28 protein-coding genes are annotated in these 24,366 nt (G+C 44.1%); 16 read left to right on the top strand and 12 right to left on the bottom strand.

Annotated features, from left to right (window positions below; genetic code table 11):
• Positions 1-52 precede the first annotated feature (52 nt).
• Positions 53-595: a DUF2799 domain-containing protein gene (locus ACN0VI_RS12065; RefSeq protein WP_417446978.1), complete on the top strand. Its 543-nt coding sequence runs from the start codon at positions 53-55 to the stop codon at positions 593-595.
• 59 nt (positions 596-654) lie between these two features.
• On the opposite strand, the gene htpX is transcribed toward ACN0VI_RS12065, so the two are convergent.
• The 5 genes from htpX to dnaB form a co-directional block, all read right to left on the bottom strand.
• The gene (gene htpX, locus ACN0VI_RS12070) at positions 655-1,554 is read right to left on the bottom strand and encodes a protease HtpX (RefSeq protein ID WP_417446979.1); all 900 of its coding nucleotides are present in this window, start codon (positions 1,552-1,554) and stop codon (positions 655-657) included.
• 242 nt (positions 1,555-1,796) lie between these two features.
• The gene (locus ACN0VI_RS12075; RefSeq protein ID WP_417446980.1) at positions 1,797-2,510 is read right to left on the bottom strand and encodes a PepSY domain-containing protein; all 714 of its coding nucleotides are present in this window, start codon (positions 2,508-2,510) and stop codon (positions 1,797-1,799) included.
• Positions 2,511-2,535: 25 nt separating this feature from the next.
• Positions 2,536-2,949 carry a secondary thiamine-phosphate synthase enzyme YjbQ gene (locus ACN0VI_RS12080; RefSeq protein WP_417446981.1) on the bottom strand — a complete coding sequence of 138 codons (414 nt, stop codon included), beginning with the start codon at positions 2,947-2,949 and terminating at the stop codon, positions 2,536-2,538.
• Between the two features lies 1 nt (position 2,950).
• Positions 2,951-4,045, bottom strand: coding sequence for an alanine racemase (alr, locus tag ACN0VI_RS12085; protein WP_417446982.1), 1,095 nt, complete (start codon positions 4,043-4,045; stop codon positions 2,951-2,953).
• A gap of 15 nt (positions 4,046-4,060) precedes the next feature.
• Positions 4,061-5,446 carry a replicative DNA helicase gene (gene dnaB / locus ACN0VI_RS12090; RefSeq protein ID WP_331892695.1) on the bottom strand — a complete coding sequence of 462 codons (1,386 nt, stop codon included), beginning with the start codon at positions 5,444-5,446 and terminating at the stop codon, positions 4,061-4,063.
• A gap of 300 nt (positions 5,447-5,746) precedes the next feature.
• Here dnaB and ACN0VI_RS12095 point away from each other — a divergent pair, with 300 nt between their 5' ends.
• On the top strand, positions 5,747-6,121 hold the full coding sequence (locus ACN0VI_RS12095) for a hypothetical protein (protein WP_417446983.1): 375 nt from the start codon (positions 5,747-5,749) through the stop codon (positions 6,119-6,121).
• A 550-nt stretch (positions 6,122-6,671) separates the two neighbouring features.
• Here ACN0VI_RS12095 and ACN0VI_RS12100 read toward each other — a convergent pair.
• Complete coding sequence (locus ACN0VI_RS12100; protein WP_417446984.1) at positions 6,672-7,373, bottom strand: hypothetical protein; 702 nt, start codon at positions 7,371-7,373, stop codon at positions 6,672-6,674.
• A 392-nt stretch (positions 7,374-7,765) separates the two neighbouring features.
• On the opposite strand from ACN0VI_RS12100, the gene ACN0VI_RS12105 reads away from it, so the two are divergent.
• From ACN0VI_RS12105 to ACN0VI_RS12115, 3 genes are read left to right on the top strand one after another with little or no spacing between them, the layout of a single operon-like run.
• On the top strand, positions 7,766-8,164 hold the full coding sequence (locus ACN0VI_RS12105) for a thiol-disulfide oxidoreductase DCC family protein (protein ID WP_417446985.1): 399 nt from the start codon (positions 7,766-7,768) through the stop codon (positions 8,162-8,164).
• The gene (locus tag ACN0VI_RS12110) at positions 8,161-8,583 is read left to right on the top strand and encodes a hypothetical protein (RefSeq protein WP_417446986.1); all 423 of its coding nucleotides are present in this window, start codon (positions 8,161-8,163) and stop codon (positions 8,581-8,583) included. The genes ACN0VI_RS12105 and ACN0VI_RS12110 overlap by 4 nt, the downstream gene beginning before the upstream one ends.
• A gap of 48 nt (positions 8,584-8,631) precedes the next feature.
• Entirely contained in the window at positions 8,632-9,033 is a 402-nt protein-coding gene (locus ACN0VI_RS12115) for a GFA family protein (protein ID WP_417446987.1), read from the top strand.
• Positions 9,034-9,248: 215 nt separating this feature from the next.
• Here the strand turns inward: ACN0VI_RS12115 and rplI are convergent, their stop codons facing one another.
• Genes rplI through rpsF form a run of 3 tightly spaced genes read right to left on the bottom strand, consistent with a single transcriptional unit; the run spans position 9,249 to position 10,376 of the window.
• Entirely contained in the window at positions 9,249-9,704 is a 456-nt protein-coding gene (gene rplI / locus ACN0VI_RS12120) for a 50S ribosomal protein L9 (protein ID WP_331892711.1), read from the bottom strand.
• Positions 9,705-9,729: 25 nt separating this feature from the next.
• A complete protein-coding gene (gene rpsR / locus ACN0VI_RS12125; protein ID WP_012800504.1) occupies positions 9,730-9,957 on the bottom strand; it encodes a 30S ribosomal protein S18 in 228 nt (75 codons plus the stop codon).
• A 14-nt stretch (positions 9,958-9,971) separates the two neighbouring features.
• Complete coding sequence (gene rpsF / locus ACN0VI_RS12130; protein ID WP_331892713.1) at positions 9,972-10,376, bottom strand: 30S ribosomal protein S6; 405 nt, start codon at positions 10,374-10,376, stop codon at positions 9,972-9,974.
• A gap of 373 nt (positions 10,377-10,749) precedes the next feature.
• On the opposite strand from rpsF, the gene thrA reads away from it, so the two are divergent.
• The 6 genes from thrA (at position 10,750) to ACN0VI_RS12160 (ending at position 17,503) form a co-directional block, all read left to right on the top strand.
• On the top strand, positions 10,750-13,182 hold the full coding sequence (thrA, locus tag ACN0VI_RS12135) for a bifunctional aspartate kinase/homoserine dehydrogenase I (protein ID WP_417446988.1): 2,433 nt from the start codon (positions 10,750-10,752) through the stop codon (positions 13,180-13,182).
• Entirely contained in the window at positions 13,179-14,144 is a 966-nt protein-coding gene (gene thrB, locus ACN0VI_RS12140) for a homoserine kinase (protein ID WP_417446989.1), read from the top strand. Before thrA ends, thrB begins: the two co-directional genes overlap by 4 nt.
• A gap of 2 nt (positions 14,145-14,146) precedes the next feature.
• Positions 14,147-15,460, top strand: coding sequence for a threonine synthase (thrC, locus tag ACN0VI_RS12145; protein WP_417446990.1), 1,314 nt, complete (start codon positions 14,147-14,149; stop codon positions 15,458-15,460).
• Positions 15,461-15,524: 64 nt separating this feature from the next.
• Positions 15,525-16,025, top strand: a complete 501-nt coding sequence (locus tag ACN0VI_RS12150) for a hypothetical protein (protein WP_417446991.1) — start codon at positions 15,525-15,527, stop codon at positions 16,023-16,025.
• Between the two features lie 6 nt (positions 16,026-16,031).
• The gene (locus ACN0VI_RS12155) at positions 16,032-17,012 is read left to right on the top strand and encodes a hypothetical protein (RefSeq protein WP_417446992.1); all 981 of its coding nucleotides are present in this window, start codon (positions 16,032-16,034) and stop codon (positions 17,010-17,012) included.
• A gap of 2 nt (positions 17,013-17,014) precedes the next feature.
• On the top strand, positions 17,015-17,503 hold the full coding sequence (locus ACN0VI_RS12160) for a pilin (protein WP_417446993.1): 489 nt from the start codon (positions 17,015-17,017) through the stop codon (positions 17,501-17,503).
• Positions 17,504-17,507: 4 nt separating this feature from the next.
• Here ACN0VI_RS12160 and asnC read toward each other — a convergent pair whose 3' ends face one another.
• Positions 17,508-17,978, bottom strand: a complete 471-nt coding sequence (asnC, locus tag ACN0VI_RS12165; protein WP_331892637.1) for a transcriptional regulator AsnC — start codon at positions 17,976-17,978, stop codon at positions 17,508-17,510.
• A gap of 178 nt (positions 17,979-18,156) precedes the next feature.
• Between asnC and asnA the strand changes: the two genes are divergently transcribed.
• The 5 genes from asnA (at position 18,157) to ACN0VI_RS12190 (ending at position 22,914) form a co-directional block, all read left to right on the top strand.
• Positions 18,157-19,149, top strand: coding sequence for an aspartate--ammonia ligase (gene asnA / locus ACN0VI_RS12170; protein WP_417446994.1), 993 nt, complete (start codon positions 18,157-18,159; stop codon positions 19,147-19,149).
• Positions 19,150-19,225: 76 nt separating this feature from the next.
• The gene (locus ACN0VI_RS12175; protein WP_417446995.1) at positions 19,226-20,446 is read left to right on the top strand and encodes an Nramp family divalent metal transporter; all 1,221 of its coding nucleotides are present in this window, start codon (positions 19,226-19,228) and stop codon (positions 20,444-20,446) included.
• Positions 20,447-20,500: 54 nt separating this feature from the next.
• A complete protein-coding gene (pxpA, locus tag ACN0VI_RS12180) occupies positions 20,501-21,259 on the top strand; it encodes a 5-oxoprolinase subunit PxpA (RefSeq protein WP_417446996.1) in 759 nt (252 codons plus the stop codon).
• A 24-nt stretch (positions 21,260-21,283) separates the two neighbouring features.
• Positions 21,284-21,988: a 5-oxoprolinase subunit PxpB gene (gene pxpB / locus ACN0VI_RS12185; protein ID WP_417446997.1), complete on the top strand. Its 705-nt coding sequence runs from the start codon at positions 21,284-21,286 to the stop codon at positions 21,986-21,988.
• Positions 21,985-22,914, top strand: coding sequence for a biotin-dependent carboxyltransferase family protein (locus ACN0VI_RS12190; RefSeq protein WP_417446998.1), 930 nt, complete (start codon positions 21,985-21,987; stop codon positions 22,912-22,914). Before pxpB ends, ACN0VI_RS12190 begins: the two co-directional genes overlap by 4 nt.
• On the opposite strand, the gene ACN0VI_RS12195 is transcribed toward ACN0VI_RS12190, so the two are convergent.
• Positions 22,911-23,588, bottom strand: a complete 678-nt coding sequence (locus ACN0VI_RS12195) for a hypothetical protein (protein ID WP_417446999.1) — start codon at positions 23,586-23,588, stop codon at positions 22,911-22,913. The two genes, ACN0VI_RS12190 and ACN0VI_RS12195, sit on opposite strands and share 4 nt — an antisense overlap.
• Positions 23,589-23,622: 34 nt before the next feature.
• On the bottom strand, positions 23,623-24,363 hold the full coding sequence (gene rlmB, locus ACN0VI_RS12200; RefSeq protein ID WP_331892652.1) for a 23S rRNA (guanosine(2251)-2'-O)-methyltransferase RlmB: 741 nt from the start codon (positions 24,361-24,363) through the stop codon (positions 23,623-23,625).
• Positions 24,364-24,366: the final 3 nt, after the last annotated feature.

A 24,366-nucleotide genomic window follows, 5' to 3' on the forward strand; every position in this document is an offset into this window, starting at 1 on the left:
AGTTAAAGTTTAAAGAGGAGGCACTCCCTTTTGGAGTGTGGGAGAAAAAATTATGATTACAAAACGATTATCTTTGTTGGCGCTTTTTGCCATCTTACTTAACGGTTGCGCCACCCTGTCAGAAACAGAATGCGTTTCCGGCAACTGGTCTCAAGTGGGTTATCAGGACGGCAAATTTGGCCGTGATTCCGACTATATACTCAACCACGAATCAGCCTGCATCGAATATGGCGTTCGCATTGACCGTAACCAATACGAGCAAGGCCGCCAAAAAGGATTGGAAGTTTACTGCACCGGACATAATGGATTTCAGCACGGTGTAAAAGCCAGCAATGCCAATCAAAACTGCACTGCCGCCTTCCCGGAATATACAGCCAGCTATAAAGACGGACTCTTCTCACGCCATGAAAATCTACAGGTTCACCTGGACGAACTCATGCGCGAACATGAAATACTTCGACAAGCCATTCGTCGCATTGAAGACGAAAAAGAAAAAGAACGTCTGAATCTAGAGCTGGATGATATTGATGAAGAAATCAGAGACACAAATAACCAGATCAGCCGCGTTAATTACTTGTTAGATATGTATCGCTGATTCGCTGAAAATACAAAAAAACGGGGCACTAGGCCCCGTTTTTGTATTTCATCTCAATCTTAAAAGCGATTACGCAAAGCTTCGATTCGCTTATCCAACGGAGGGTGCGATAAGAACAAACTACCGAACTTCTCCTGGAACGAACCTGTACGACCATTCTTCAAACCGAAAGCGGTAAAGGTCTCGCCCATATCCGACGGCATGTCATATTCCACCTTGAGTTTTTCTAGCGCTGAAATCATGGCGCCTGTACCGGCCAATTGTGCGCCCGCTTCATCCGCTCGGAACTCTCGACGACGTGAGAACCACATCACTATGGTGCTGGCCAGAATAGTCAGAATGACTTGTGCCACCATCACTGATATGAAGTACCCAATACCAAAGCCTCGTTCGTTCTTAAGAATCACACGGTCAACAAAATGACCGATCACTCTTGAGAAGAATAAAACGAAGGTATTTACCACCCCCTGAATCAGGGTCAATGTAATCATGTCGCCATTAGCAACGTGGCCAATTTCGTGCGCTAATACGGCGCGCACTTCATCGCGGTTCATGCGTTGCATCAAGCCCTGACTGACTGCAACCAAGGCTTTGTTTTTGTTCCAGCCGGTAGCAAAAGCATTCGACTGCGGAGACGGGAAAATACCCACTTCCGGCATACCGACTTTAGCCTCACGTGCTAAATCAGACACAGTGTTAATTAACCACTGCTCTGTTTCGTTAGCAGGCTTATCAATCATTTTGACATGCATGAAACGCTTGGCCATCCATTTCGACATCAGCAAGGAAACAAAAGAACCACCAACACCGAAAATACCGCAGAAAATCAATAATGCTGTCAGGTTAAGATCAACACCATTTTCAGCCATAAGACCATTAAAGCCGATGAGGTTTAGCACCACACCCGCCAATATTAAAACGGCAAAGTTAGTTAAAATAAATAAACCAATTCGTAACATGTGTTTCTCCGTAAAGTAATACTGCTCAGATTGAGCACACACTAATGACTACTATATTGGGATTTTGCGCCAATCTACAAGTCAATTCAGGGTCAGCAAACCCTTAAAATTTGTAACCAAGTATAAGCCTATAACAAGTAATTGAATATCAATAACTTAATCAGCCAAAACAAGCCTAAAGCTATGACAATAATCAGCGGAATCAGTTTACTGTTTGGCTTAAGTTTTGCCACGGGCTAGTGTCAGGCCTTGCGGGGATTGGCTCGTTTCGGCTTCAAAAACACCATTTTAATCACCAGATACAGGCCACTTAAGGTCATAAACAAGGCTAATAATGCTGCGAACACCACTAACGGATGATTGAAGTCGGTACGGTTTTTGTAATCCATGATGTGCAACATCCAGAAGAAATCGAACACTCGCCAGGTATCATTGCGGCGGGCAACCACTTCTCCATTTTGTGGCGAGATATACACACGAGTATTGTCACTATCATTAAATTGAGCCTGCCAGATGGGTAAGCCTTTACCACGCACCTCGCCCAACTCTTCAGAAAGCAGATTGAGTTCCGCAAGCTCGCCGTCACCACTAAAGTCTGCCAGTGCAACTTGTCTAGCCAGAGACTCATCCAGTGGCGAGAGCCTTTCGCCTGTAGCGGCGTCTATTATCGCTTGCTTGTCTTGTCCTTGTGCCACCCAAACCGGCTCTCCCAGGAATCCTTTCAGAGTTATCGTTTCTGGTGCAAAGTCGATCTGACTGATGGCCTGTTGAGCGGTCACTACAACAGGCTGATTGAGAGTAAAAGGCTCCTGTTTCGCCGTAGTATGCTCACCGCGCACTTCTTCGATATCGAAGAATGTCATAACGAAGCCACCGGCGGCCCAGAACAATACCTGGATACCAATAATTAAACCAAGCCATTTATGGAATTTACGGAAGAAAACAATCGGTTTCATAATGAATCACTTTTAGCTAATAAGTTTATTTGCTGATATGAATGATCAGCTGTCGATTATGACTACCGTGTCTATGTTCCCAAAGATAAGTACCCTGCCAGGTGCCGAGCGCAAGCTTTCCATCGACAATCGGGATACTTAAGGTCGTCGCGGTTAATGCTGCTTTGATGTGTGCAGGCATATCATCCGCGCCTTCGTAGATGTGAGTATAGAGAGGATCGTTTTCGGGCACCAGCCGATTAAGCCAATGTTCCAAGTCTCGCTGAGCGCTGGGATCGGCATTTTCCTGAATTAAGAGGCTGCAGGAAGTGTGACGCACGAACACATGGCAAATGCCAATCCGTTTATCGGCTTTGCGAACCAGCTGTTCCAGCTGTTGAGTAAACTCATGCAGACCCTGTCCTTGAGTCTTGATATTCAGTGTTTCAGAAAGACTCATGTCAGAACTCGTACGACTTGTCTTTGTAATAGAAACGAACGCGACGTGTTACACCACAGAACAAAGTATAGGGAATGGTATCAGCATGGGGCGCGACTCGTTCGGCTGGCAATTCTTTACCCCACAGCACCACACGATCACCCACCGCATCCTGACAATCTGGCCCTAAATCCACCGCCAGCATATCCATCGATACGCGTCCTACCAGCGGCACTATGCGACCATTGACCCAGATCGGCGTGCCATTTTTTGCATGGCGCGGATAGCCATCGCCATAACCAATAGCAACCAGCCCCAGATAGGTATCGCGATCCGCAAACCAATGACGGCCATAGCCAGTTGATTCGCCTTTGTTAATCGGTTTAACCGCCAGAATTTGCGATTCCAGTGACATCACAGGTTTTAAATCATATTCCGATGCTTCGGTGCCAATTAAAGGTGAACAACCGTAAAGCAATAAACCGGGCCTTACCCAATCATAATGAGCATCTTTCTGAGTTAAGATTCCGGCAGAATTGGCCATCGATTTTTCAGTGGTAATATGTTTAGTGGCCTGATCAAAAGCTTCTAGTTGTATGGTCGAAAAGTCATCTTCAGGGTCATCCGCCGAAGCGAAATGTGACATCAATCGAATTGGATTTGCCACTGCTGGAATTTTTGATAGTGTTGATTCAATTAAAGCCATATCTTGCAAGGCAAAACCTAAACGGTTCATGCCAGAGTCCAATTTAATCCAGACATGAATCGTCTTATCCGTTTTAAAGTTTTGCAGGGCTTCAATTTGTGGCCAATGATGTAGCACAACCTGTAAATCATGCTCCACCACCAGCTCTAAATCTTTGGCATTGAATATGCCTTCCAGTAAAAGGATTGGCGTTTTAATGTCTGCTTTACGCAATGACAAGGCTTCCTGAACTGTTGCCACCGCAAACATATCAGCGCCTTCAGTCAGCGCCTTAGCAACTTGTACCAGGCCATGCCCATAAGCATCAGCTTTCACCACCGCCATCACGCGACTGCCGCTGGCGATAGTCTTAATCGTATTTAAATTATGGCGCAGTGCCGCCAGATCGATAATCGCTTTGGTTGAGCGCATAAATATGGCCTGCTGTTAATAACCTTGTGCTTCGTAATCTTGATGCGCGAGATTATCGAATCGACAGAATTGCCCCTGGAAGCTCAGCTCAACACTACCAATAGGTCCGTTACGCTGTTTGCCAATTTTAATTTCGGCAATACCTTTGCGTTCGGTTTCCGGATGATAAACCTCATCACGATAGATAAACAAAATTAAATCCGCATCCTGCTCAATCGCACCCGACTCACGCAAATCCGACATCACCGGACGGCGATCGCTTCGTTGCTCCAAGGAACGGTTAAGCTGCGATAAGGCAATCACAGGAACTTCCAGCTCTTTCGCCAAGGCCTTCAATGAGCGAGAAATCTCACTAACCTCAAGGGTACGATTGTCGCTCATGCCCGGAACCGTCATTAGCTGCAAGTAATCAACCATGATGAGTCCGACGCTGCCGTATTCGCGAGCAACTCGGCGCGAGCGCGAACGCATTTCAGCAGGCGATAAACCGCCCGCATCATCAATCAGTAATTTGGTGTGATTTTTCAGCTGTAGAACACCGCTGTTAAACTTGTCCCAGTCTTCGCTCGATTGAATCTGACCAGAACGAATCTTGTTTTGCTCAAGACGACCCAATGATGAAATCGAACGCATAATGATTGATTCACTCGGCATTTCAAGACTGAATACCAGTACCGGCTTTTCCTGATTCAAGGCAACATTTTCAACGATGTTCATGGCAAAAGTGGTTTTACCCATCGACGGACGCGCCGCCACAATCACCAAATCACCCGCCTGCAAACCAGAGGTCATTTTATCCAGATCGGAGAATCCAGTCGCCAGACCGGTGATACCGCCTTTTGTCTTTTGAATGGTCTCAATCCGCTGGATAGTACTTTTCAGAATATCTTCGACCTTGCTCGGGCCTTCACCGCTGGTTTCGCGAGCCTGCGAAATGGCGAACACCTTACGTTCCGCCATATCCATCAATTCAGCCAGACTACGACCTTTTGGGTTAAAGCTCGCATCAGCAATTTCATTCGATGCAGAGATTAACTGACGCATAATCGCCTTTTCGCGGACGATCTCAGCATAGGCACGGATATTAGCGATACTTGGCGTGTTTTGCGCCAAATCACCTAGAAACGCCAAACTGATGTCAGTATCACCTTTATGTTCGAGGTGCTCCGACAGAGTAATCACATCCATCGGCTTCGCCGTATTGGCCAACTCCTCCATCGCCTTAAAAATCTCACGATGGTTTTTCACATAAAAGTCGGTGGACAACAGCATCTCAGACACCATCTCCCACACTTCATTATCCAGCATCACCCCGCCAAGTACCGACTGCTCGGCCTCGATAGAATGAGGAGGAATCTTTAAGTCTTTGATTTTATTATCTGATTGATTGGCTGTAAGCATTTTTAGGTTCTAGCGTTAACAATAAGTTTCGGCCGTATTCAAAACACTGAACACGAACCCTTTTATAAACCACAAGAGTTTACCACGTAAGCCATTTTAACTCTTATGCAGTCAACAGCAATACAATAAAGCTGTGGATAAGTTATGGATAAGTGTTATCGCTCTAGTTACAACCACCACATGACAAAGTAATCCGCCAGATAACTATTATCAAACTAGCGCTTGTCTGAGTAGTCAGTTGATAATAAAGTCATACTAGTTAATTTATACAACAACAGTTAATTTTCTATGGGTGACCCGATGGAGACAAAAGACATAATCACGCTTGTAATTTCAGGAGGAGCTTTAACTATCTCAATAATTTCGTTATATTTTAGTCTCTTCCATAAGCGGACTTCACTTGTTGGAACTCTTACAGCATGGAATCCAAGGACTGAAGTATATGACAACTCACAAATCTGTGAGATATCTGTTTCAAATACTGGTAACAGAGAACTCGTGCTCAGAGAAATCGATATAATGAGCTATCCAGAGATGGAAGCTGAGCTATCTCCTGTGCTTGAATCTGAACAGATACCTTTTGTACTTAAACCCGGCGAGATAAAGCTTTTTACATTCCCTATACCCAACTATACCTTCAAAAACTCGCTAATAAAAATAGAAAGCTTCGTTTAAATTTACACATCTACACATACGAAGCAAAACTCAAAATAATAACAAAATATTTGACCCCGCATATTGGTGGTATGGATATTCCCCTGTCTGATTGGGAACCTTTCAATCTTTAATAAAGCTGATTAGCCCACACCGTACATGCTGTAATTGGGAGCCTATAATACAGAATACTATGAGTGACCCTTTAATGAACTAATAGGGTCAGAGTAAAGGGAGGAGTTTCCTCCCCCCTTCTAACAAGCAAGCACTATCCATTAACTAAAAAGCAAAAACACTTAGCCTTTTTCGGGTAGACCTGCTTACCAGTGCGGTAATGCTTATAGGATTTTACGAAAATCCATCGCTTACCGGCCGGAGCTGGAAATGGTGGTTTTTGGGACATGATTAGTCCTCCATAAACACCCAAGCTACTTGACACTAGCTCCATCCAAGTCCATCATTACAACTCTCACCTTGAAATGATGCTAGATAGTTCTAGCCTCCTATTGGACAGCTTGTTTATCCTAGGAGATTTCAAAAGCCCAGTCAGGCACAGCCTGACTGGGCTTTCTTACTCTTGAGCTTCTAATAGTTTTTTCCTCACTTTCTTAAGCATCACTTCAACTATATCAAGATCTTCTTCTTCTCTAATAACGATGGTGGAATTCATGCCTGGCCCTGCGATTCGAATTGAAAACTCATTGGAAGCGACAGATTCCTTCGAAACATCCTCCTGAACTTGCTTATCGGCACTTTCTGCCTCATCACCAACTTCCTGTACTTTAGAAGAATTCGCTTCATCTGAAACTAAATGAAACGTATTATCACCATTTAAAAGCTTTGTTGCCTTAGCACCTTCAATAAAATATTTAGCAACTCGGCTTGCTACTTGCTGATTCACATCGAATTCACGTATTAGAAGCTTGTCGAAAATATCAATAGGTAGCTTTTGATGCTTAAATCGTTCATATATTTCCTGGAACAAAGACACACGCAAAAAGGCTTTACGAAGTATTTCGGCTTTTTCTTCTTGGGAATAGCCCAAATAGTAATCTTGGAAAAGCTTTGTAGTACTGAGTTGACCTCTATTATTTGTAATTAATCCAAATTTTGCCGCGGCTGAAACTATAGCCTTAAAACCTCCGCCCACCTTCCTTCCCATATTTTCAGCACACATCTCTTGACTGGAAGAGCCTCCAAGATCATATACCGACTCTGCTAGCTCAATACTCTTGGCTACTGATGCGTGAGGGTAATCTATCTTCTTTGGCATATGTCACACCTTTTTATTCAACATGCTCGAATAGTAGCCTCGTTTTAGGATTAGCGTAATACTTTATTTTCATTTATTCCTATAAATTACTAGAATATACTTAAAATAGATTTAACTAGTTGTTTTAAATGAATATTTACAACAGTCATATCGCAGACCTTATTTGGAAAGCAAATACCAAAAAAGCTTTTCCAATACCCATGAAGCGACTTCTTGCATTACCTTTTTTGAAAGTGAGACACAGGCGCCTGCATGCTTGAAAAAATTAGGGAGAAAATGCTAAGTATGAAGAACTGTGAGAACGAAAAAGATTTATGCTTAAACATATGAGATGCTAACTCACAGTATTTATGACTAAAACTGCAACCAATAGAGACAGAGTAAATAAACTAATGCCAACCCACCCAATCATACTCTTCGACGGTGAATGCAAGCTCTGCTCTGCCTGGGTTCCGTTTGTAATCAAACGTGATCCTGATGCGGTGTTTAAGTTCTGTTCGGTTCAGTCGCCCAAAGGTCTGGAGTTGTTATCCAAGCATGGTCTTGATACTAAGAATTTTGAGACGATGGTTTTGATCAAAGGTAATGAAGCATACTTTCGATCGGAAGCTTTTTTCGAAATTATCAAACAACTCAAAAAGCCTTGGCCCAGGCTGAGGTTTTTACGGATTTTTCCTCTACGGTTTCGTGACTGGTGCTATGATCGAATCGCTTTAAACCGCTACAAGCTCTTTGGTAAACACAATTACTGCATGATTCCGAGTAAAGAGATTATGGATCGTTTTCTATGATGAGCATTTCATTGGCAAGACGTTGGCTGCAGATCTTGGCCGTTATTCATATCATCGGTGGATTGCTGCTACCCATTATGGTGTATACCCCACTAGCAGCACCCTACTTCCAGCACCTACAAACAGCCTTTCCTGACAGTAACCCGGAATCCCTTCGGTTTTTAATTGGCGTCTTTGGGCCAACCGTAGCCAGTTGGGGGCTGTTATTTTTCTATGCGATTGTAAAGGCTTTTGAAAGTAGAACAAGACAAGACTGGTGGTTGTTAGTTTCCGCGACTCTAGTCTGGGCAGTTTTAGATACAGCCTTATCTTTCGCTAATCACGTTGCTGCCCACTTGTATCTAAACGGGTCTGTTTTAGTCTTGTTTTTAATCCCTTTATTACTGACTAAGAAGCACTTCAAAAGTCAAACGACCTAGAGTATTTTTGAACGATAGGAAGTCAGACACTTAGTCTAAGAGGTTACTATGCAAATTACAGGTTCATGCCTTTGCGGCGAGGTTCAATTCGATATCAGCGATAATTTTGACAGTTTTTATCATTGCCATTGTTCCAGATGTCGAAAAGGGACAGGAACCGTTCATGCGGCAAACTTATTTGCTACTAATGCCAATTTAAACTGGTTTAAAGGAAAGGAGCTGGTAAAAACATTTAATTTACCCAGCACACGTTTTACCAAAAGCTTCTGCTCAGAGTGCGGTTCGCCCTTACCTACCGAAATAAAAGACAAGTTTGTCATTGTTCCGGCGGGAAGTTTGGATTCTTCTCCAAGCATCAATCCCACTGCTCATATATTCTGTGATGACAGAGCCACTTGGGAAGATAAATTATCAGACACCAAGCGATTTGCAGCCCTTCCAGAAAAATAGTGATGCTTGCCGATTTAAATAATTCAAATATCTACTACCGTATTTTCTGGCGTTTGAGCTAAGCCAAGGCGAGGCAAAAGGATTTGAGAAAGCGGAGTGGACTTTTGTGTCCATGAGCATTTCGAGAAGAGTTTTAACGAAGCATTGGCAACGAGCAAACACCAGAAAAAGAAAAGGCACCCGAAGGTGCCTTTTTTTGTAAGCTTTTAAAACTATTAAGCTTGTTCTTCGCCAACAACGATAACTTTGATGTTAGCTTCAACTTCTGGGTGCAAATGCACTTCAAAAGTGAATTCGCCAGTTTGACGAATTGCGCCTTCTGGCATACGAACTTCTTTCTTCTGAAGTTCAACGCCTTGAGCTGTTACTGCGTCAGCGATGTCAGCTGTGCCAACAGAACCGAACAATTTACCTTCGTCACCAGCGTTTGCTGTGACAGTCACAGTTAGGCCAGCAAGTTGGTCAGCGCGCGCTTGTGCTTTTGCAAACTTCTCGTCAGCGGCAGCTTGTAATTCAGCACGACGCTCTTCGAAATGTTTGAGGTTATCCTTAGTTGCAGGAACCGCTTTACCTTGTGGAATCAGGAAGTTACGACCATAGCCAGCAGCTACGGATACGCTATCACCTAAGTCACCAAGATTGCGGATTTTTTCAAGTAGAATGACGTTCATCGTTATTTCCTCTTAAAAATGCCGCTTATTCGTGGCTGTCAGTGTAAGGCAACAAAGCCAAGAAACGAGCGCGTTTAACAGCAGACGCCAATTGACGTTGATATTTTGCGCTTGTGCCCGTGATACGGCTAGGTACAATTTTGCCTGTTTCAGTGATGTAGTTTTTCAATGTTGCGGTATCTTTGTAATCGATCTCAACAACACCTTCAGCCGAGAAACGGCAGAACTTACGACGACGATTAAAACGTGCCATGATATGTCTCCTTATTACTCAGCCGAAGCTTCTTCAGTTGATTCAGATTTCTCTTCTTTAACTTCTGCTTCACGGCGAGGTTTTTCATCTCTCTCGTCTTTCTTAGCAGCAGCCATAGGAGAGGCTTCGGTAACAGCTTCTTTACGACGCATTACCATGTTACGCAAGATTGCGTCATTGAAGCGGAATGCATCTTCAAGCTCTTCGATAATTTCGCCAGTAGTTTCAACGTTCATTAAAACGTAGTGTGCTTTATGAAGTTTGTTGATTGGGTAGGCTAGTTGACGACGACCCCAGTCTTCTAAGCGGTGGACTGTGCCAGCGCCGTCTTCGATCATCTTTGTGTAACGTTCGATCATGCCAGGCACCTGATCAGATTGGTCAGGGTGCACTAGGAATACGATTTCGTAGTGTCTCATTAAAGTCTCCTTTCGGTTTCCAGCCACCAGTAACTCTTTGATTTATTTAAGAAGTTAAAGGCAACAAGGAGTAAACCAGATTGTCAAAAAATTAGTGGATAGCCACTAAGGGCGCGTATTTTAGTCGCATAGAGTCTAAAAATCAACCAGAACAAATGGTTATATCGCAGTTACTTCATGGCATTGACAGACTTAGTGTTTACCCTTAATCTGCGCTCATGCACACATTCTATACAACAACGACCACCACAACGATCTTCCCTACGGAGGTCGCCGGCTAGTTATTGTGTAATAGAAATACCCATTACCAAGCCCGAGGCCTCAAAACCTCGGGCTTTTTTTTGCTTTTTTGAAAGACACAGGAATAGATACCATGAAAGTACTCAAGTTTGGCGGATCATCGCTGGCAGATGCGCAAAGCATGCTGCAAGTGGCTGATATTATTGGTCAGGAAAGAAATAACACCTTGGTTGTTTTATCTGCTATAGCTAACACAACCAACGAATTACAACTATTCTGCACCAGCCAAACATCAACGACTACAGAGTCTATTCTAGAATCCATTGCACGCTATCATGCGAAGCTGGCAGCAGAACTGGGGCTGTCCAATGATTCGCTGTTAAAGCAAAAACTCGATTTTGTCTTTCAGCAAATGCAGGAATTAAAGGCCAAGCCTGAGCTCGGTGACTCAGATATTGCTGTCATACTATCGGCAGGCGAATATCTGAGCTGCTATCTCCTGCTGGCTTTATTACAGAAGCAAGGAATGTCCGTCGCCATGATTGATAGTAAGGACTATATCGTTGCGGAAGGTGCGACTCTGGACTCGCGAGCAGAGCTAACCCGCTCTATGAGGAAGTGGCAAGAGGCAGCACCCACCTTTTCCCATATTAATCTAGCGCCAGGCTTTATCGCTGCCACTCAATCTGGTGATGCCTGCCTGTTGGGTCGCAATGGCTCGGATTACTCAGCCGCTCTTTTCTCTTACCTGACTGATGCGCAAGCGTGCGAGATTTGGACTGATGTTTCCGGAATCCATGCGGCAGATCCTCGGATCGTTGAGAATGCGAAGTTAATGCCTTCGATGACTTATCAGGAAGCAATGGAGCTTGCTCATCATGGCGCTAAAGTGCTTCACCCCAAAACCATTTTTCCACTGCAACTTAAAAGCATTCCATTACGCATTAAGAATACTTTCGCACCCGCAGATAGCGGAACCTTAATCCAGCCATTGCATCATGGCCAGGACTCCATTAAAGGAGTGTCCTACCAGCCTGATATTTGCCTGCTTAATGTCAGCGGTGCTTATCTACGGAACTCTTATGGTTCAGCCGCACGCATTTTTGAAACACTGGCTGCAAAACATATTTCGATCATTCTGATTAGCCAGTCGTCTTCCGAATACAGTATCTGCTTCGCGATTCGCAACAGCGAGTGTAAGCGTGCCTTACACATTTTAAACTCGGAGTTCGAAAACGAAATCCGGCAAGGCCAGCTCAACCCGATACAAGTTGATAAAAGCCGCGCAATCGTTTCACTGGTTGGGCAAGGATTAAAAAACAGAAAAGGTGTCGCCTATAAATTTTTACAGGCGATTTCACATGGCAATATCAACATTGAAGCAATTGCCCAAGGCTCTTCGGAAAGTTCGATTTCGGTGGTCATCAAGGGTGAGCAAGCAAAACAGGCGTGCCAGTTAGTCTATGCCGAATTTTTCAATCGCCGACAGCGCCTGGATCTTTTTATTATAGGCTGCGGCAATGTTGGCCAGGAATTGATTCGACAGGTCTATGCACAACAGAGTTTTTTGCAGGACAAAAATATCGCTCTACGTATTTGTCTGGTCGCTAATTCAAAGCGTTACGTTAGCTGCAAGGATGGTTTACTTGAATCTGATTGGCAGACTGGCCTGCAACAAAGCTCCAATACTTTATCAAAAGAGATTTTAAGTCAGTTATTAGCCTCAGGCGATTATATTAACCCAACACTGGTAGACTGCACCTGTTCCGAGAAGGTTAGCGAACAGTATGCTGATTATATCGAGATGGGCTTCAATCTGGTTACTGCAAATAAAAAAGCCAACTCTGGCCCCTACTCTTACTATCAGCAATTGAAAATGCTGGCCCATCAAAAATTTCGCAAGTATCTGTACGAAACCAATGTTGGGGCTGGCCTGCCAGTATTAAAAACCATAGATTCATTGATTACCTCCGGCGATGCGATTCATCGTGTAGAAGGCATTCTGTCCGGTTCATTGTCATTTATTCTGGGGCAGATGGAGGAAGGCAAGTCGTTTTCAGAAGCAGTGCTGGAAACTAAGTCGCTAGGTTTTACCGAACCGGATCCACGCGATGATTTAGGCGGTATGGATGTTGCCCGTAAACTGCTTATTCTGGCACGAGAAGTTGGCGCACAATATGAACTCTCTGATATTGTCATTGAGGGTCTGTTGCCCTCAGACTTTAATCTTAATGGTAGCACTGAAGAATTTATGCAACGACTGCCGCAAGTTGATCACTATTTTGCTGAGTTATTCGCACGGGCAAAGAGTAACAATGAAACCCTGAAATATATCGCCTGTTTTAATGATAATAAGCTAGAAGTTTCATTACAATCGGTCAGTCAGGATAACCCTTTATACTCGGTTAAAAATGGTGAGAATGCCATTGCAATTTATAGCCACTATTATTCACCGATTCCGTTAGTGCTGAAAGGTTACGGTGCAGGTGCAAAAGTTACCGCAGCAGGTTTATTTGCCGATGTGTTACAGAACATTCCGCATAGAGAGCAGGAGATTTCTTCATGAAAATTAAAGTATTCGCACCGGCCTCGATTGGCAACTTCTCAGTTGGTTACGATCTACTGGGCGCAGCGTTACAACCCATTAATGATTATTTGTTGGGAGACATTATAGAAGTGTCTCGTCACTGCTACGGCAAGTGGATCGTTAAAGGGCCTTTCCATGAGGAACTGCCAGCAGATCCTAAGGACAATATTATCTTCCTTTGTCTGCAGTTTTTTAATCAACAACTTGAATCAAAGAACGCAGCGACAGGACGAGAAATCCCCATTGAAAACCTGTCGGTAACACTGGATAAGCGATTGCCGGTTGGAAGCGGACTGGGCTCCAGCAGTAGCTCAATCGTTGCGATGATGGTGGCATTAAACCATTGGTATAAAACCCCCTTTTCCCAGCATGAACTGTTACTGATGATGGGTAAGATGGAAGCGCAAATCAGTGGCAGCTTACATTACGATAACATCGCTCCCTGCTATCTAGGCGGTCTGCAGTTAATGGGTAATGATGATGTCATCAGTCGTCAGCTGCCCTGGAACTTCTCAGGTTACTTTGTCGTAGCCAATCCGGGCACTCGCATCATGACCAAACAGGCCAGAGAGGTTCTGCCAAAACAATTGTCCCTGCAAACCACCATTGCACATGCCGCCAATCTTGCTAATTTTATCCAAAGTCTTTACGAACAAGATGAGAAGCAACTGTATACTCATTTTAACGACCTGATTGCTGAACCCTATCGGCAGGATTTATTACCCGATTATGCCACCCACAAAAGCGAGTTACTAAAACTTGGCGCCAAAATGGTAGGCATTTCTGGCTCGGGGCCAACCCTATTTGCGTTTACTGATACTCTGGACAGTGCCGAAACGTTGGAACGTTATTTATCGTCTAACTATCGCGCTAATGATCAGGCCTTTTGTTATATCTGCCAGCTATCATCATCTGGTGCTAGAATTATTGCCGAGGAATAACCATGCCATTTATTAACATCAAAGATTCTACAGATAGAGTTAGCTTTGAGCAGGCTGTTTTGAAGCCACTGGGTAACCACCAAGGATTGTACATGCCTGAACAGATACCGGCATTGTCACCAGATTGCTTCTCTCAGTCTGCTTTCAGCAATGATAGCTTTCAACAAATCGCCTTTAACGTGTTGCGACCTTTTACCAGCGACTCACTGAATGAAGCTCAATTAGAAAGTCTTATTCAACAGGCTTTTAATTTCCCGTTAAAGCTGCACTCACTTTCTGATTCGCAACATATCCTGGAGTTATTTCATGGCCCAACGTTAGCTTTTAAAGATTTCGGCGCGCGTTTTCTTGCCGAGTGTCTAAGCCAGTTTACACATGAACCGATCACCATCATTACCGCCACCTCCGGCGATACCGGAGCTGCAGTGGCACATGCTTTCCATGCTGATTCTTTTCAAAACCATGCTTTACAAAATAAGGCCCATATCAATGTAGTAATTCTGTACCCCAAGGGAAAAATATCAATAGAGCAGGAACAGCTGTTTTGCACGCTGGGGAATAATATTCACACGGTTGCTGTCGAAGCCGACTTTGATACTTGCCAGAGTCTGGTGAAGCAGGCTTTTGATGATAAGGAAATTAACCAGAAGCATCGCCTGAATTCAGCTAACTCTATCAATATTGCGCGCCTGTTAGCCCAGGTTTGCTACTATGCAGCGCTTCCTCAGTTGCTCAAACAACCAATTGATACAATTGCAGTACCTTGCGGCAATTTTGGCAATATCACGGCAGGCCTTCTTGCTCAGAAAATGGGCGTGCCCATTAAGCACTTTATTGCAGCGACCAATGCCAACGATACGGTTCCTCGATTCTTCGAAGAGGGCCAATGGCAACCCCGCCCAACCGTCAGAACATCATCTAATGCTATGGACGTTGCTAGCCCTAACAACTTTCCACGACTGCTGCACCTTTATAAAGAGCATCCTGAACAGATGCATCGTGAAATTAGCGCTATCGCCATCAGTGAATCTGAGGTGGAACAAACCATGCTCAAAACCCATCAGGCGGGATACACCATTGACCCGCACACGGCGGTAGCCCTACGAGCCATACAGAAAACCAATGTCACAGGGCAATCGGTTGCGCTTTCAACCGCTCACCCGGCCAAGTTTGCCCAATCGGTAGAATCCATTACAGGCGAAGCTGTTGAGTTGCCTGATACCATTCGCAATCCGTTGAACAAACCTAACTTATCAACCACTATGGATAGTAATTTCAAGAGCTTGAAAGACTATTTGATGAATTCTATTTTATAGCCTGAATACGAAGTGGGTAGGCAAATTGACCTCAACTGACTACTGTATTAGGATCACCCCAAATATGGAGATTAGAAAAACAGCTGTGGATTCTTTGCGCAACAAATACCCTTTCCTGCTCGGTAAGAGTTTCTTCAAGGCCGACTCCTGGTTAAGCTTGGAAGTATTGGCTGTACTGGCGATAATCATGACTCTTAGTCTTTTCGGCCTGAAACTTACCGCTGACTATTTATATAAGGTTGCCTTTGCAGCCCCCATCAGTAATCAGTTTATTTCATCCCGAATCGAACAGCAGGAATATTACGCCTTACATGGCCACTTCGACGATACTAGACACGACTATGAACCATCGGAAACCAGCCAGTTACCACAGATTTCTCAGCTGTACAGCCAAAATGATCGCATGGTTATCGCTATGCAGCCTTTTCAGCAATATTCCTCGACAGAACTAACTTTTATACTGGATGATAGTCATAACTCGGTGATAAGACCTGTCTGCACCATCAAGCAGGACGAAACATTTCATCTTATGCCCTTTATCTGCAAAATAGGTCATGCAAAATAAATCATTATGAAAAACGATAACTCATTATTTTACTTGCGCCAATTTGTTCATCTAATGGCCAAAGGGGAAGAGCCCAGGACAGCTTTTAATATTCTGGTTAACGAGGTTCCTAAAACCCAACTGGAAAGCTGGCAACAGGCGCATACCATTTATGAAGCCACACAAAGTCTTGAACGCGCTTTTGAGAAACTTAATATTAAAAGCTCGCCCATTACTGAACAATTAAGACGCGGCAAGGAGCTGGGGCTGAATGAATTGGAGGTTCTGCAACATTACACTGCAGCCAACACTAGCGAAATGCAGATTGCACAGATTATTAAAAGTCGAATTCTCCGCAGCACCGGTTATGCAGCATTGCTGAGCGTCATTGCCTTGATAGTGCTCGGAGTTTTCAGTCTTTATCTGATACCCGCCTACAATAATATTGTTTTTGATGGGCAAATGTACTCATCGAGCTTTCAGCACCGCATGGATGTTTTGCAGTTCAAATCATGGTGGTCATTGTTACTGTACCTGCCTCCTGTTTTGATTATTGGCTTATTTGTTCTGGCCAATTTAGCTTCCGTTGAGTCTTATACACAAAGCAAGCTATTCACCAAACTGCCAATCATGCGTGGCATCATGATGCAATTAAGCCGCGTTCGTTTTATTCACAACCTGAATGCTTTTCATCACCGCCTGCCAGACAATCAGGCTGAGCGTACTAAAGCACTCAACTCACCTTTCTTCAGTCAGTCCGAACAACTGACTTTTAATCACATTTTTTACGCTCAGGAAAAAGAACAGTTGCTGGCTTTATTTAAGTTGCAAACCTTTTCTGAGGAGAGTCCAACTTTAATTAGCACTCTGGAAACGCAAGCGATTGAGTCAACTCATCGAAAAACCGGCATCATGGCCATTGGCTTGCACCTATTGATCATAGCCATTGTGTTCCAGGTGGTTCTTTCAATTTATTTACCGATTTTCCAGATGGGTACAGGATTTTAATTATGAAACACACAATAAAAGCATTTACCTTACTTGAGCTAATGGTGGTTGTTGCCATTATTGGTATTCTGGCCGCTATTTCATTACCCGCATATCAGAATTATGTTGTGCGCGCGAAAATTGCCGAGAGCATCACTCTATCCAGTGAAGTGCAAAGCACAATTAAGGAATATTACCAATATCACACTAAATTCCCTAAAGATAACCTCGAAGCAGGTGCGCCTAAGCCAGAACATTTACTGGGTAATTATGTCAGTGGAATTCAGGTGGAAGATGGTGCGATTCATGTAACCCTGGGTAATAAAGTCAATGCACCACTGGATGGCAAAATATTAAGTATCAGACCGATTTATGTCACCGCCAGTCCAACCAGCCCTATTTCCTGGGTTTGTGGTGGCGATGAACCTCCAGAAGGTATGAGCGCCGCTGGCGAGAATAAAACCAATATTGAAGCCAAGTATCTGCCTTCAAGCTGTCGTAAAGCTTATTAGCGCCTTAGGTCAGAAGCCCATCAATATCCCTATGGATCGGATTCTGTAGGGATATCATTGTTTCGGTCGAACGTACCTGCTCAATCGCCTGCAATTTATTAATCAACACATCCTGAAAGGTTTCAATATTCGGCGTCACCACCTTGGTCAAGATGCTGTACTGACCGGTTGTATAATAGGCTTCGATGACTTCCGGGATCTGTTCCAGCAAAGCCGCTACCGGTTGATAGTCTTTCGCACTCTTTAGAAATATTCCGACAAAACAGCACACATCAAAACCTAACGCTTTAGGCTCGATTCGAACCTTGGTACCTTTAATGATTCCCGCCTGACGCATTTTCTCGATCCGAACATGAATGGTTCCAGCACTCACATCCAGCTGCTCGGCAATCTTGGCATAGGGCGTGCGCGCCTCGCGTAATAACTCTGACAGTATTGATTTATCCAGATTGTCGATTTGATAATCTTTTTGCACTTTTCAGCCCCTTATTTCGATATCGCTCAACAGAAACGCAATAAATTAGATTTAATATTGCCAAAGAACAATTTTGTTAGACGGATATTGCATATTAGCTTGTTAAATTAGATAAATACAGTTCATTTAACAAATTACTTGTCGATATAACAACGACTCATAAGAAAAGGGGTTCACCATGCAACAGTTACCACATCAGGCTTTTGTTCAGGATCAAAAGCTTATCCAAGCGATTAAAAGCCGCTTCACTGAGACTTTATGCGACGCGCTATCATTGATTGAGGTTCAAGCACCCATTCTAACCATCAAGGGCGATGGCGTGCAGGATGACTTAAACGGTATCGAACGCCCGGTAGCGGTTTTAAGCCGTACCTTGAATAAAGAGCTTGAGGTTGTGCAATCGCTGGCAAAGTGGAAGCGACTGTTGCTAGCGCGCGGAGGTTTTGAACCGGGTCATGGCATCGTTGCTCAAATGCGTGCACTGCGTCCTGATGAAGAATCATTGAGCGAACGCCATTCCTTGTATGTGGATCAATGGGACTGGGAAAAAGTGATTAGTCCTACCGAGCGAACGCTGGATTATTTAAAGCTGACCGTTGAGCAAATTTATGATGCCATGCGCTCTGTTGATGTCGCTATCGCGCAGCAGATGGGACGCGAACCGCTGTTGCCCGAACACATCACTTTTATTCATAGCGAAGATTTGCGTCAACTCTACCCAGGCTTAACCGCCAAACAGCGCGAGCATGAAATATGCAAACAATACGGTGCTGTATTCCTGATCGGCATTGGCGGCGAACTGGCGGACGGCACCATTCACGATGGTCGAGCACCAGATTACGATGACTGGAGCACACCAACAGGCGAAGGTTTGCATGGTTTAAACGGCGATATTCTGGTGTGGAACCCGATTCTTCAGGATGCTTTCGAACTTTCGTCCATGGGCATACGGGTGTGTAAAAAAGCCCTTCTGCGCCAGCTCGAATTGCGTCAATGCGAATATCGATTGCACATGCCATGGCACCAGAAATTGGTACAGGATCAATTGCCATTAACTATTGGTGGCGGCATCGGACAGTCACGCCTGGCTATGCTTCTATTGATGAAATCCCATATTGGACAGGTTCAATTTAGTGTGTGGCCCGATGAAATGGCGCTTGATTTACTGTAGCTGATAGCTTTGGTCGCTTGCTTATGCTGATATAAATCAGTAGTCTCAAAAGACTTTTACCAACACCCTACTCATAGTGAAAAAGCGTAAATTTTCTTTTGGGCCTGCGACCTTAGTCACGGCCGCTTTTATCGGACCGGGCACTGTCACTGTCGCCACCAAAGCCGGTGCTAATTTCGGTTTCGTTTTACTGTGGGCGCTGGTGTTTTCAGTTGTCGCTACTATGATTCTCCAAGAAATGACCGCCCGCCTCGGCGTGGTCGGTCGCAAAGGTTTAGGCGAGTCTATTCGTGAACAGTTTACCAACCCCATCGCTAAAGCCCTTGCTGTGTTGCTGGTCATTAGCGCCATCATCGTTGGCAACGCTGCTTACGAAGGCGGCAATATCGCTGGAGCAACTTTAGGCATTGATGCGATTTTCGGTGAATGGTTTCTGGCTGGTACACTGAATGGCTGGGCGCTACTGATCGGCATCATCGCTTTTACCCTGTTATGGACTGGCAGTTATAAGCTTATTGAACGTTTTTTAATTGCCATTGTGCTGTTGATGAGCGTTTCATTTTTGCTGACCTTTATTATCACCAAGCCAGACCTAAGCGAACTGTATAAGGGATTGTTGATTCCTAGTCTACCGGATGGTGCAACGTTAACGGTTATTGCCCTTATCGGCACCACAGTGGTTCCTTACAATTTATTTCTACACGCCAGTAGCGCAAAAAAGAAATGGCATGACGAACAGGATTTACCCGAAGCGCGTCGCGATCTCTGGATTTCAATTCCTCTGGGCGGTCTTATCACCATGGCGATTATCTCCACTGCCGCCAGCGCATTCTTCGCCAAACAAATTGAAATTAATTCAGCTGCTGATATGGCGCTGAGCTTGGAGCCCTTGTTTGGCGCCAGCGCCAAATACCTGATGGCGATTGGATTATTTTCTGCAGGCATAACTTCCGCTATCACAGCGCCATTGGCATCTGCTTATGCGCTGGCAGGTTTGATGAACCTTGGCAGTGACATGCGTTCTTATAAATTCCGCGCAGTCTGGATCAGTATTCTGTTCACTGGAGTTATTCTAGCTTCCATAGGTTTTAAGCCGATTTCGATTATCTGGTTCGCACAAATTGCTAATGGCTTATTGCTTCCAATCATTGCCATCTTCTTATTGTGGACCATGAACCAGTCGTTTCTGGGTAAGCATAAAAATTCACTGCTGCAAAACTTGTTAGGTGGTTTAGTAGTGCTTGTAACCTTAATGCTCAGCGCCCGTAGTTTATTATCAGCATTCGACCTCTTGTAGATTTTATTAAGTGCTTCTCTTGTGAGCCGAGCAAATATGTTAAATTAGTAAGCTATGACAAACTCTAAAACTATCGACATCAACTGCGATCTTGGTGAAAGCACTAATCCCAGTCAGTGGCAGCTGGACGCGGCATTGATGCCTTATATTTCCTCCTGTAATGTCGCTTGCGGTGGCCATGCCGGCAACCCAGAAAGTATCAGGGTCACAATCGCCAACGCTATCCGGCATCAGCTTAAAATTGGTGCGCACCCCTCCTATCCGGACAAAGAAAACTTTGGTCGAGTATCAATCAAGCTTTCTGAGCAAACACTTCGCCAAACGCTGCAAGAGCAAATTCAATCCATGGCAGAAGAATGTCGGCGTCAAAATACTGGGTTGCATCATGTGAAACCTCATGGTGCTTTATACAATGATGCCGCAGCCGATAAAGATCTGGCCTATATCATTGCCGATGAAGTCAAACGCTTTGATTCTAACTTAAAACTGATAGGCCTGGCTCAATCCAACATGTATCAAGCTGCTGAAGAACTTGGCCTTCCTTTTCTTCACGAAGGCTTTATGGACAGAAATTACCATGCCAACACTCATCTCGTGCCGAGAGGACACACACTGGCGCTGCATAGAACTCTTGAGCAAAGCCTTGATCAGGCGCTAACGCTAGCTAAAGGATTACCCATTACTTCCATTGAAGGAACACCCCTTGAGTTAAAAGTGGACACCATTTGTTTGCACGGCGACAATCCATCCGCACAGGATATTGCCAAGCAGCTTTATCAGCTTCTACAAGAAAACAATATCAGCATTGCTTGATAGATTTTAAGGATCACCCATACCATGTCATTCGGCTTCACAACTTTCATCAACAGTGACCATTCAATCTTAATTGAATTCGAGGGCACTGTTAGCGAAGACTTGACTCGTTTTATTCTGGGTGTTGCTAAAACGATTACCGATCTTGCGATGCAAAAACAACTTGAAGGCTTCATTGAGCAAGTGCCCGCTTATAACAGTCTATTGGTCATATTTAATCCGCTACACTTTAACCCTGAACAAGCACAGCAGACTTTAAATAGCGCCATCAAGAAAGCAAAACCAGTTTCGAACAAACAAGGTTCACTTATAGAAATCCCTGTGTGCTATGACACCCGCGTGGCGGAAGATCTGGAGTATGTCGCTGACTACTGCAAAATGACGATTGAAGAATTGATTCAAGCTCACTCCCAACAAGAATACACCGTTTATATGCTTGGTTTCTTGCCGGGCTTTTTATATCTTGGCGATTTAGATCAGCGCCTACATTGTCCGCGAAGAGATAATCCTCGAACGCGCATTGAGGCAGGCTCAGTCGGTATCGGCGGCAGTCAAACAGGCGTCTACCCTATTGCCAGCCCAGGTGGCTGGCAGATAATCGGGCGAACGCCAATTGCGATGTTACATGTTGAGCAGTCACCACCTGCCATAGCCAATCCACTGGACAAAGTCCGCTTTGTGCCGATTAATTTTGATGAATTTGAAAAGCTGAATAAGGAGGAAGCATGAGCATTCACTTCCTCAAAGGTGGATTGCAAACCAGTCTACAAGACTTGGGACGTCATGGTTTCCGCCGTTATGGCATTCCGAATAATGGAGCCCTTGATCCCGTCAGTCTGCAAATAGCCAACTGGCTGGTTAGTAAACCGCTTGACTCGGCCTGCCTTGAAATCACCCAAGCTGGACCAGTGCTTGAATTCACTCAAAACTTGGCGATAGCCGTTACGGGCGCACACTTTGAATTGCTGCTCAACGATCGTTCTGTCCCTATGCATGAAACCTTGTTTGTAAAAAAAGGTGACCAATTAAAGTTTGGCAAACTACTCAACGGAGCGAGAGCCTACCTGGCGTTCTCAGCAGAACCTAATGTGCCAAAAATCATGGAGAGCTATTCAACCAATTTCATGGCTAATTTTGGCGGCTTAGGGGGAAGAGTTTTTAGAAATGATGACACTCTTTCTTTGAACAACTGCTTCATACCTGAAACGAGAACAACGCCCAGAGATTTACAACTTCAGTTTGGCGATAATTATCAAATACGCTTTATTCAAGGAAGAGAATGGTCATGCTTTTCTCACGAAATTCAGCAAGCCTTTCTTGATTCTGCCTATCATGTTACCAGTCAAAGTAACCGCATGGGAATGCGCCTGAAAGGCAGTGCTGTAAAAACAGAACAGTCATTGTCCATGACCACCACACCCATCACAGCAGGCACTATTCAGATACCACCCGATGGGCAACCGATTATCACTTTAGCAGATGGTCAAACAACAGGTGGCTATCCAAGGATGGGGCAAGTCATTACGGCAGACTTGCCAGTGTTAGGACAACTGAAAGCTAACGACTCGATTAGCTTTCAGGAGGTAGAAATTAAAGATGCATTAGACTTGCTAAGTCAGAAAAATAGCATGTTCAATCGGTTACTTAGCAACTAATCTGACTCCTCATCTTCAACATAAATGTACATAAAAATATTATTAGTGTCAGGCTCTAGAGATGTTTGATTACCATAGCCGTTAAGTAACTCATTACTTCTTAATAGCTGAGAAGCATCCATCATTGCCATCACTTTAGTCGACTGCTTGTTATCAAACGTTTCCATTGATATTTTGCAAATAGAAGTTTTACAGGTTACATCCTTCAAGTTTATCTGATTAGTGATATCAGAATTAGTAATCACCTCATAAATAGTATCCTGATGTTTAAAAGCCCAAGCTGGGTCAACCGTTTCATTCTTGAAGCTCTCTACTGCCTTATTCATATCAAGATTTAATTTTTCAACCAACTCTTTATCCATCGCTGCACTGGTCTTGTAGCTGAAGCCATCTTTTGGTTTTTCAGCAAAGTCAGCATGTTGCTGTTTCAATTGACCGATCTCATTTTCCAGTTCAGCAATCTTATCCAAATAGAATTGCTCATTTACCAATCCTTCATCTGGTTTGGAGGGCATTGACTGTATTATTTTATTTTCAGTCGCTTGTCTGCTCTCTTTTTTTTCTACAATCGTTTCTTTAATAACAATCTTTTCTTCTTGGGTATTTTGATTAAATAAAAAGTACCCATTAGCCACTAAAGATAAACCCAATAGAACATAAATAAGTTTATTCATTATTTTCCCTTTCCCTTCAACTTCAGTTAAACAATTACTGTATTCTTTGTCGTACCGCCTCAAATAATGTTACTCCTGTGGCGACAGACACATTCAAACTAGAAACTTCTCCCGCCATAGGGATTTTAATCAGGTAATCACAGTTTTCGCGTGTCAGACGACGCATACCATCGCCTTCTGCGCCCATCACAATAGCTAGCGGGCCTTTAAGATTGGCCTGATAAATATCCTGCTCGGCTTCGCCTGCTGTTCCTGCTATCCAGACACCGGCTTCTTGCAATTGTTTCATGGCGCGAACCAGGTTAGTTACTGGAATAAATGGTACGGTTTCAGCCGCTCCACAAGCAACTTTACGCACCACGTCGGTAATACTGGCAGCATTATCTTTTGGCGCTATAACCATGTGCACACCAGCCGCATCGGCACTTCGCAAACAGGCGCCCAAATTATGCGGATCAGTTACGCCATCTAATATCAGTATAAAAGGCGCTCCTTCTATCTGATTAAGCAATTCAGGAATATGCTTCTCGTGGTAACTGGTCTTCTTTTCGGGGCGGCAAACGGCAATCACACCCTGATGACGTTGATCGGTCATCTCATCAAGTTCTTGGCGCTCTTTCTGGATAATCGTAATATTTTTATCTTGCGCTAACTTAACCACTTTATGCGAACGCTGATCGTGACGATTGCTTTGAATATACAGTTTCTCGACACGATCGCTACTACGTTTTAACAGGACTTCAACGGCGTGAAGTCCATAGACTAATTCTGACATGGG

The organism is Kangiella sp., from assembly GCF_048265365.1.
Classification (GTDB): Bacteria; Pseudomonadota; Gammaproteobacteria; order Enterobacterales; family Kangiellaceae; genus Kangiella.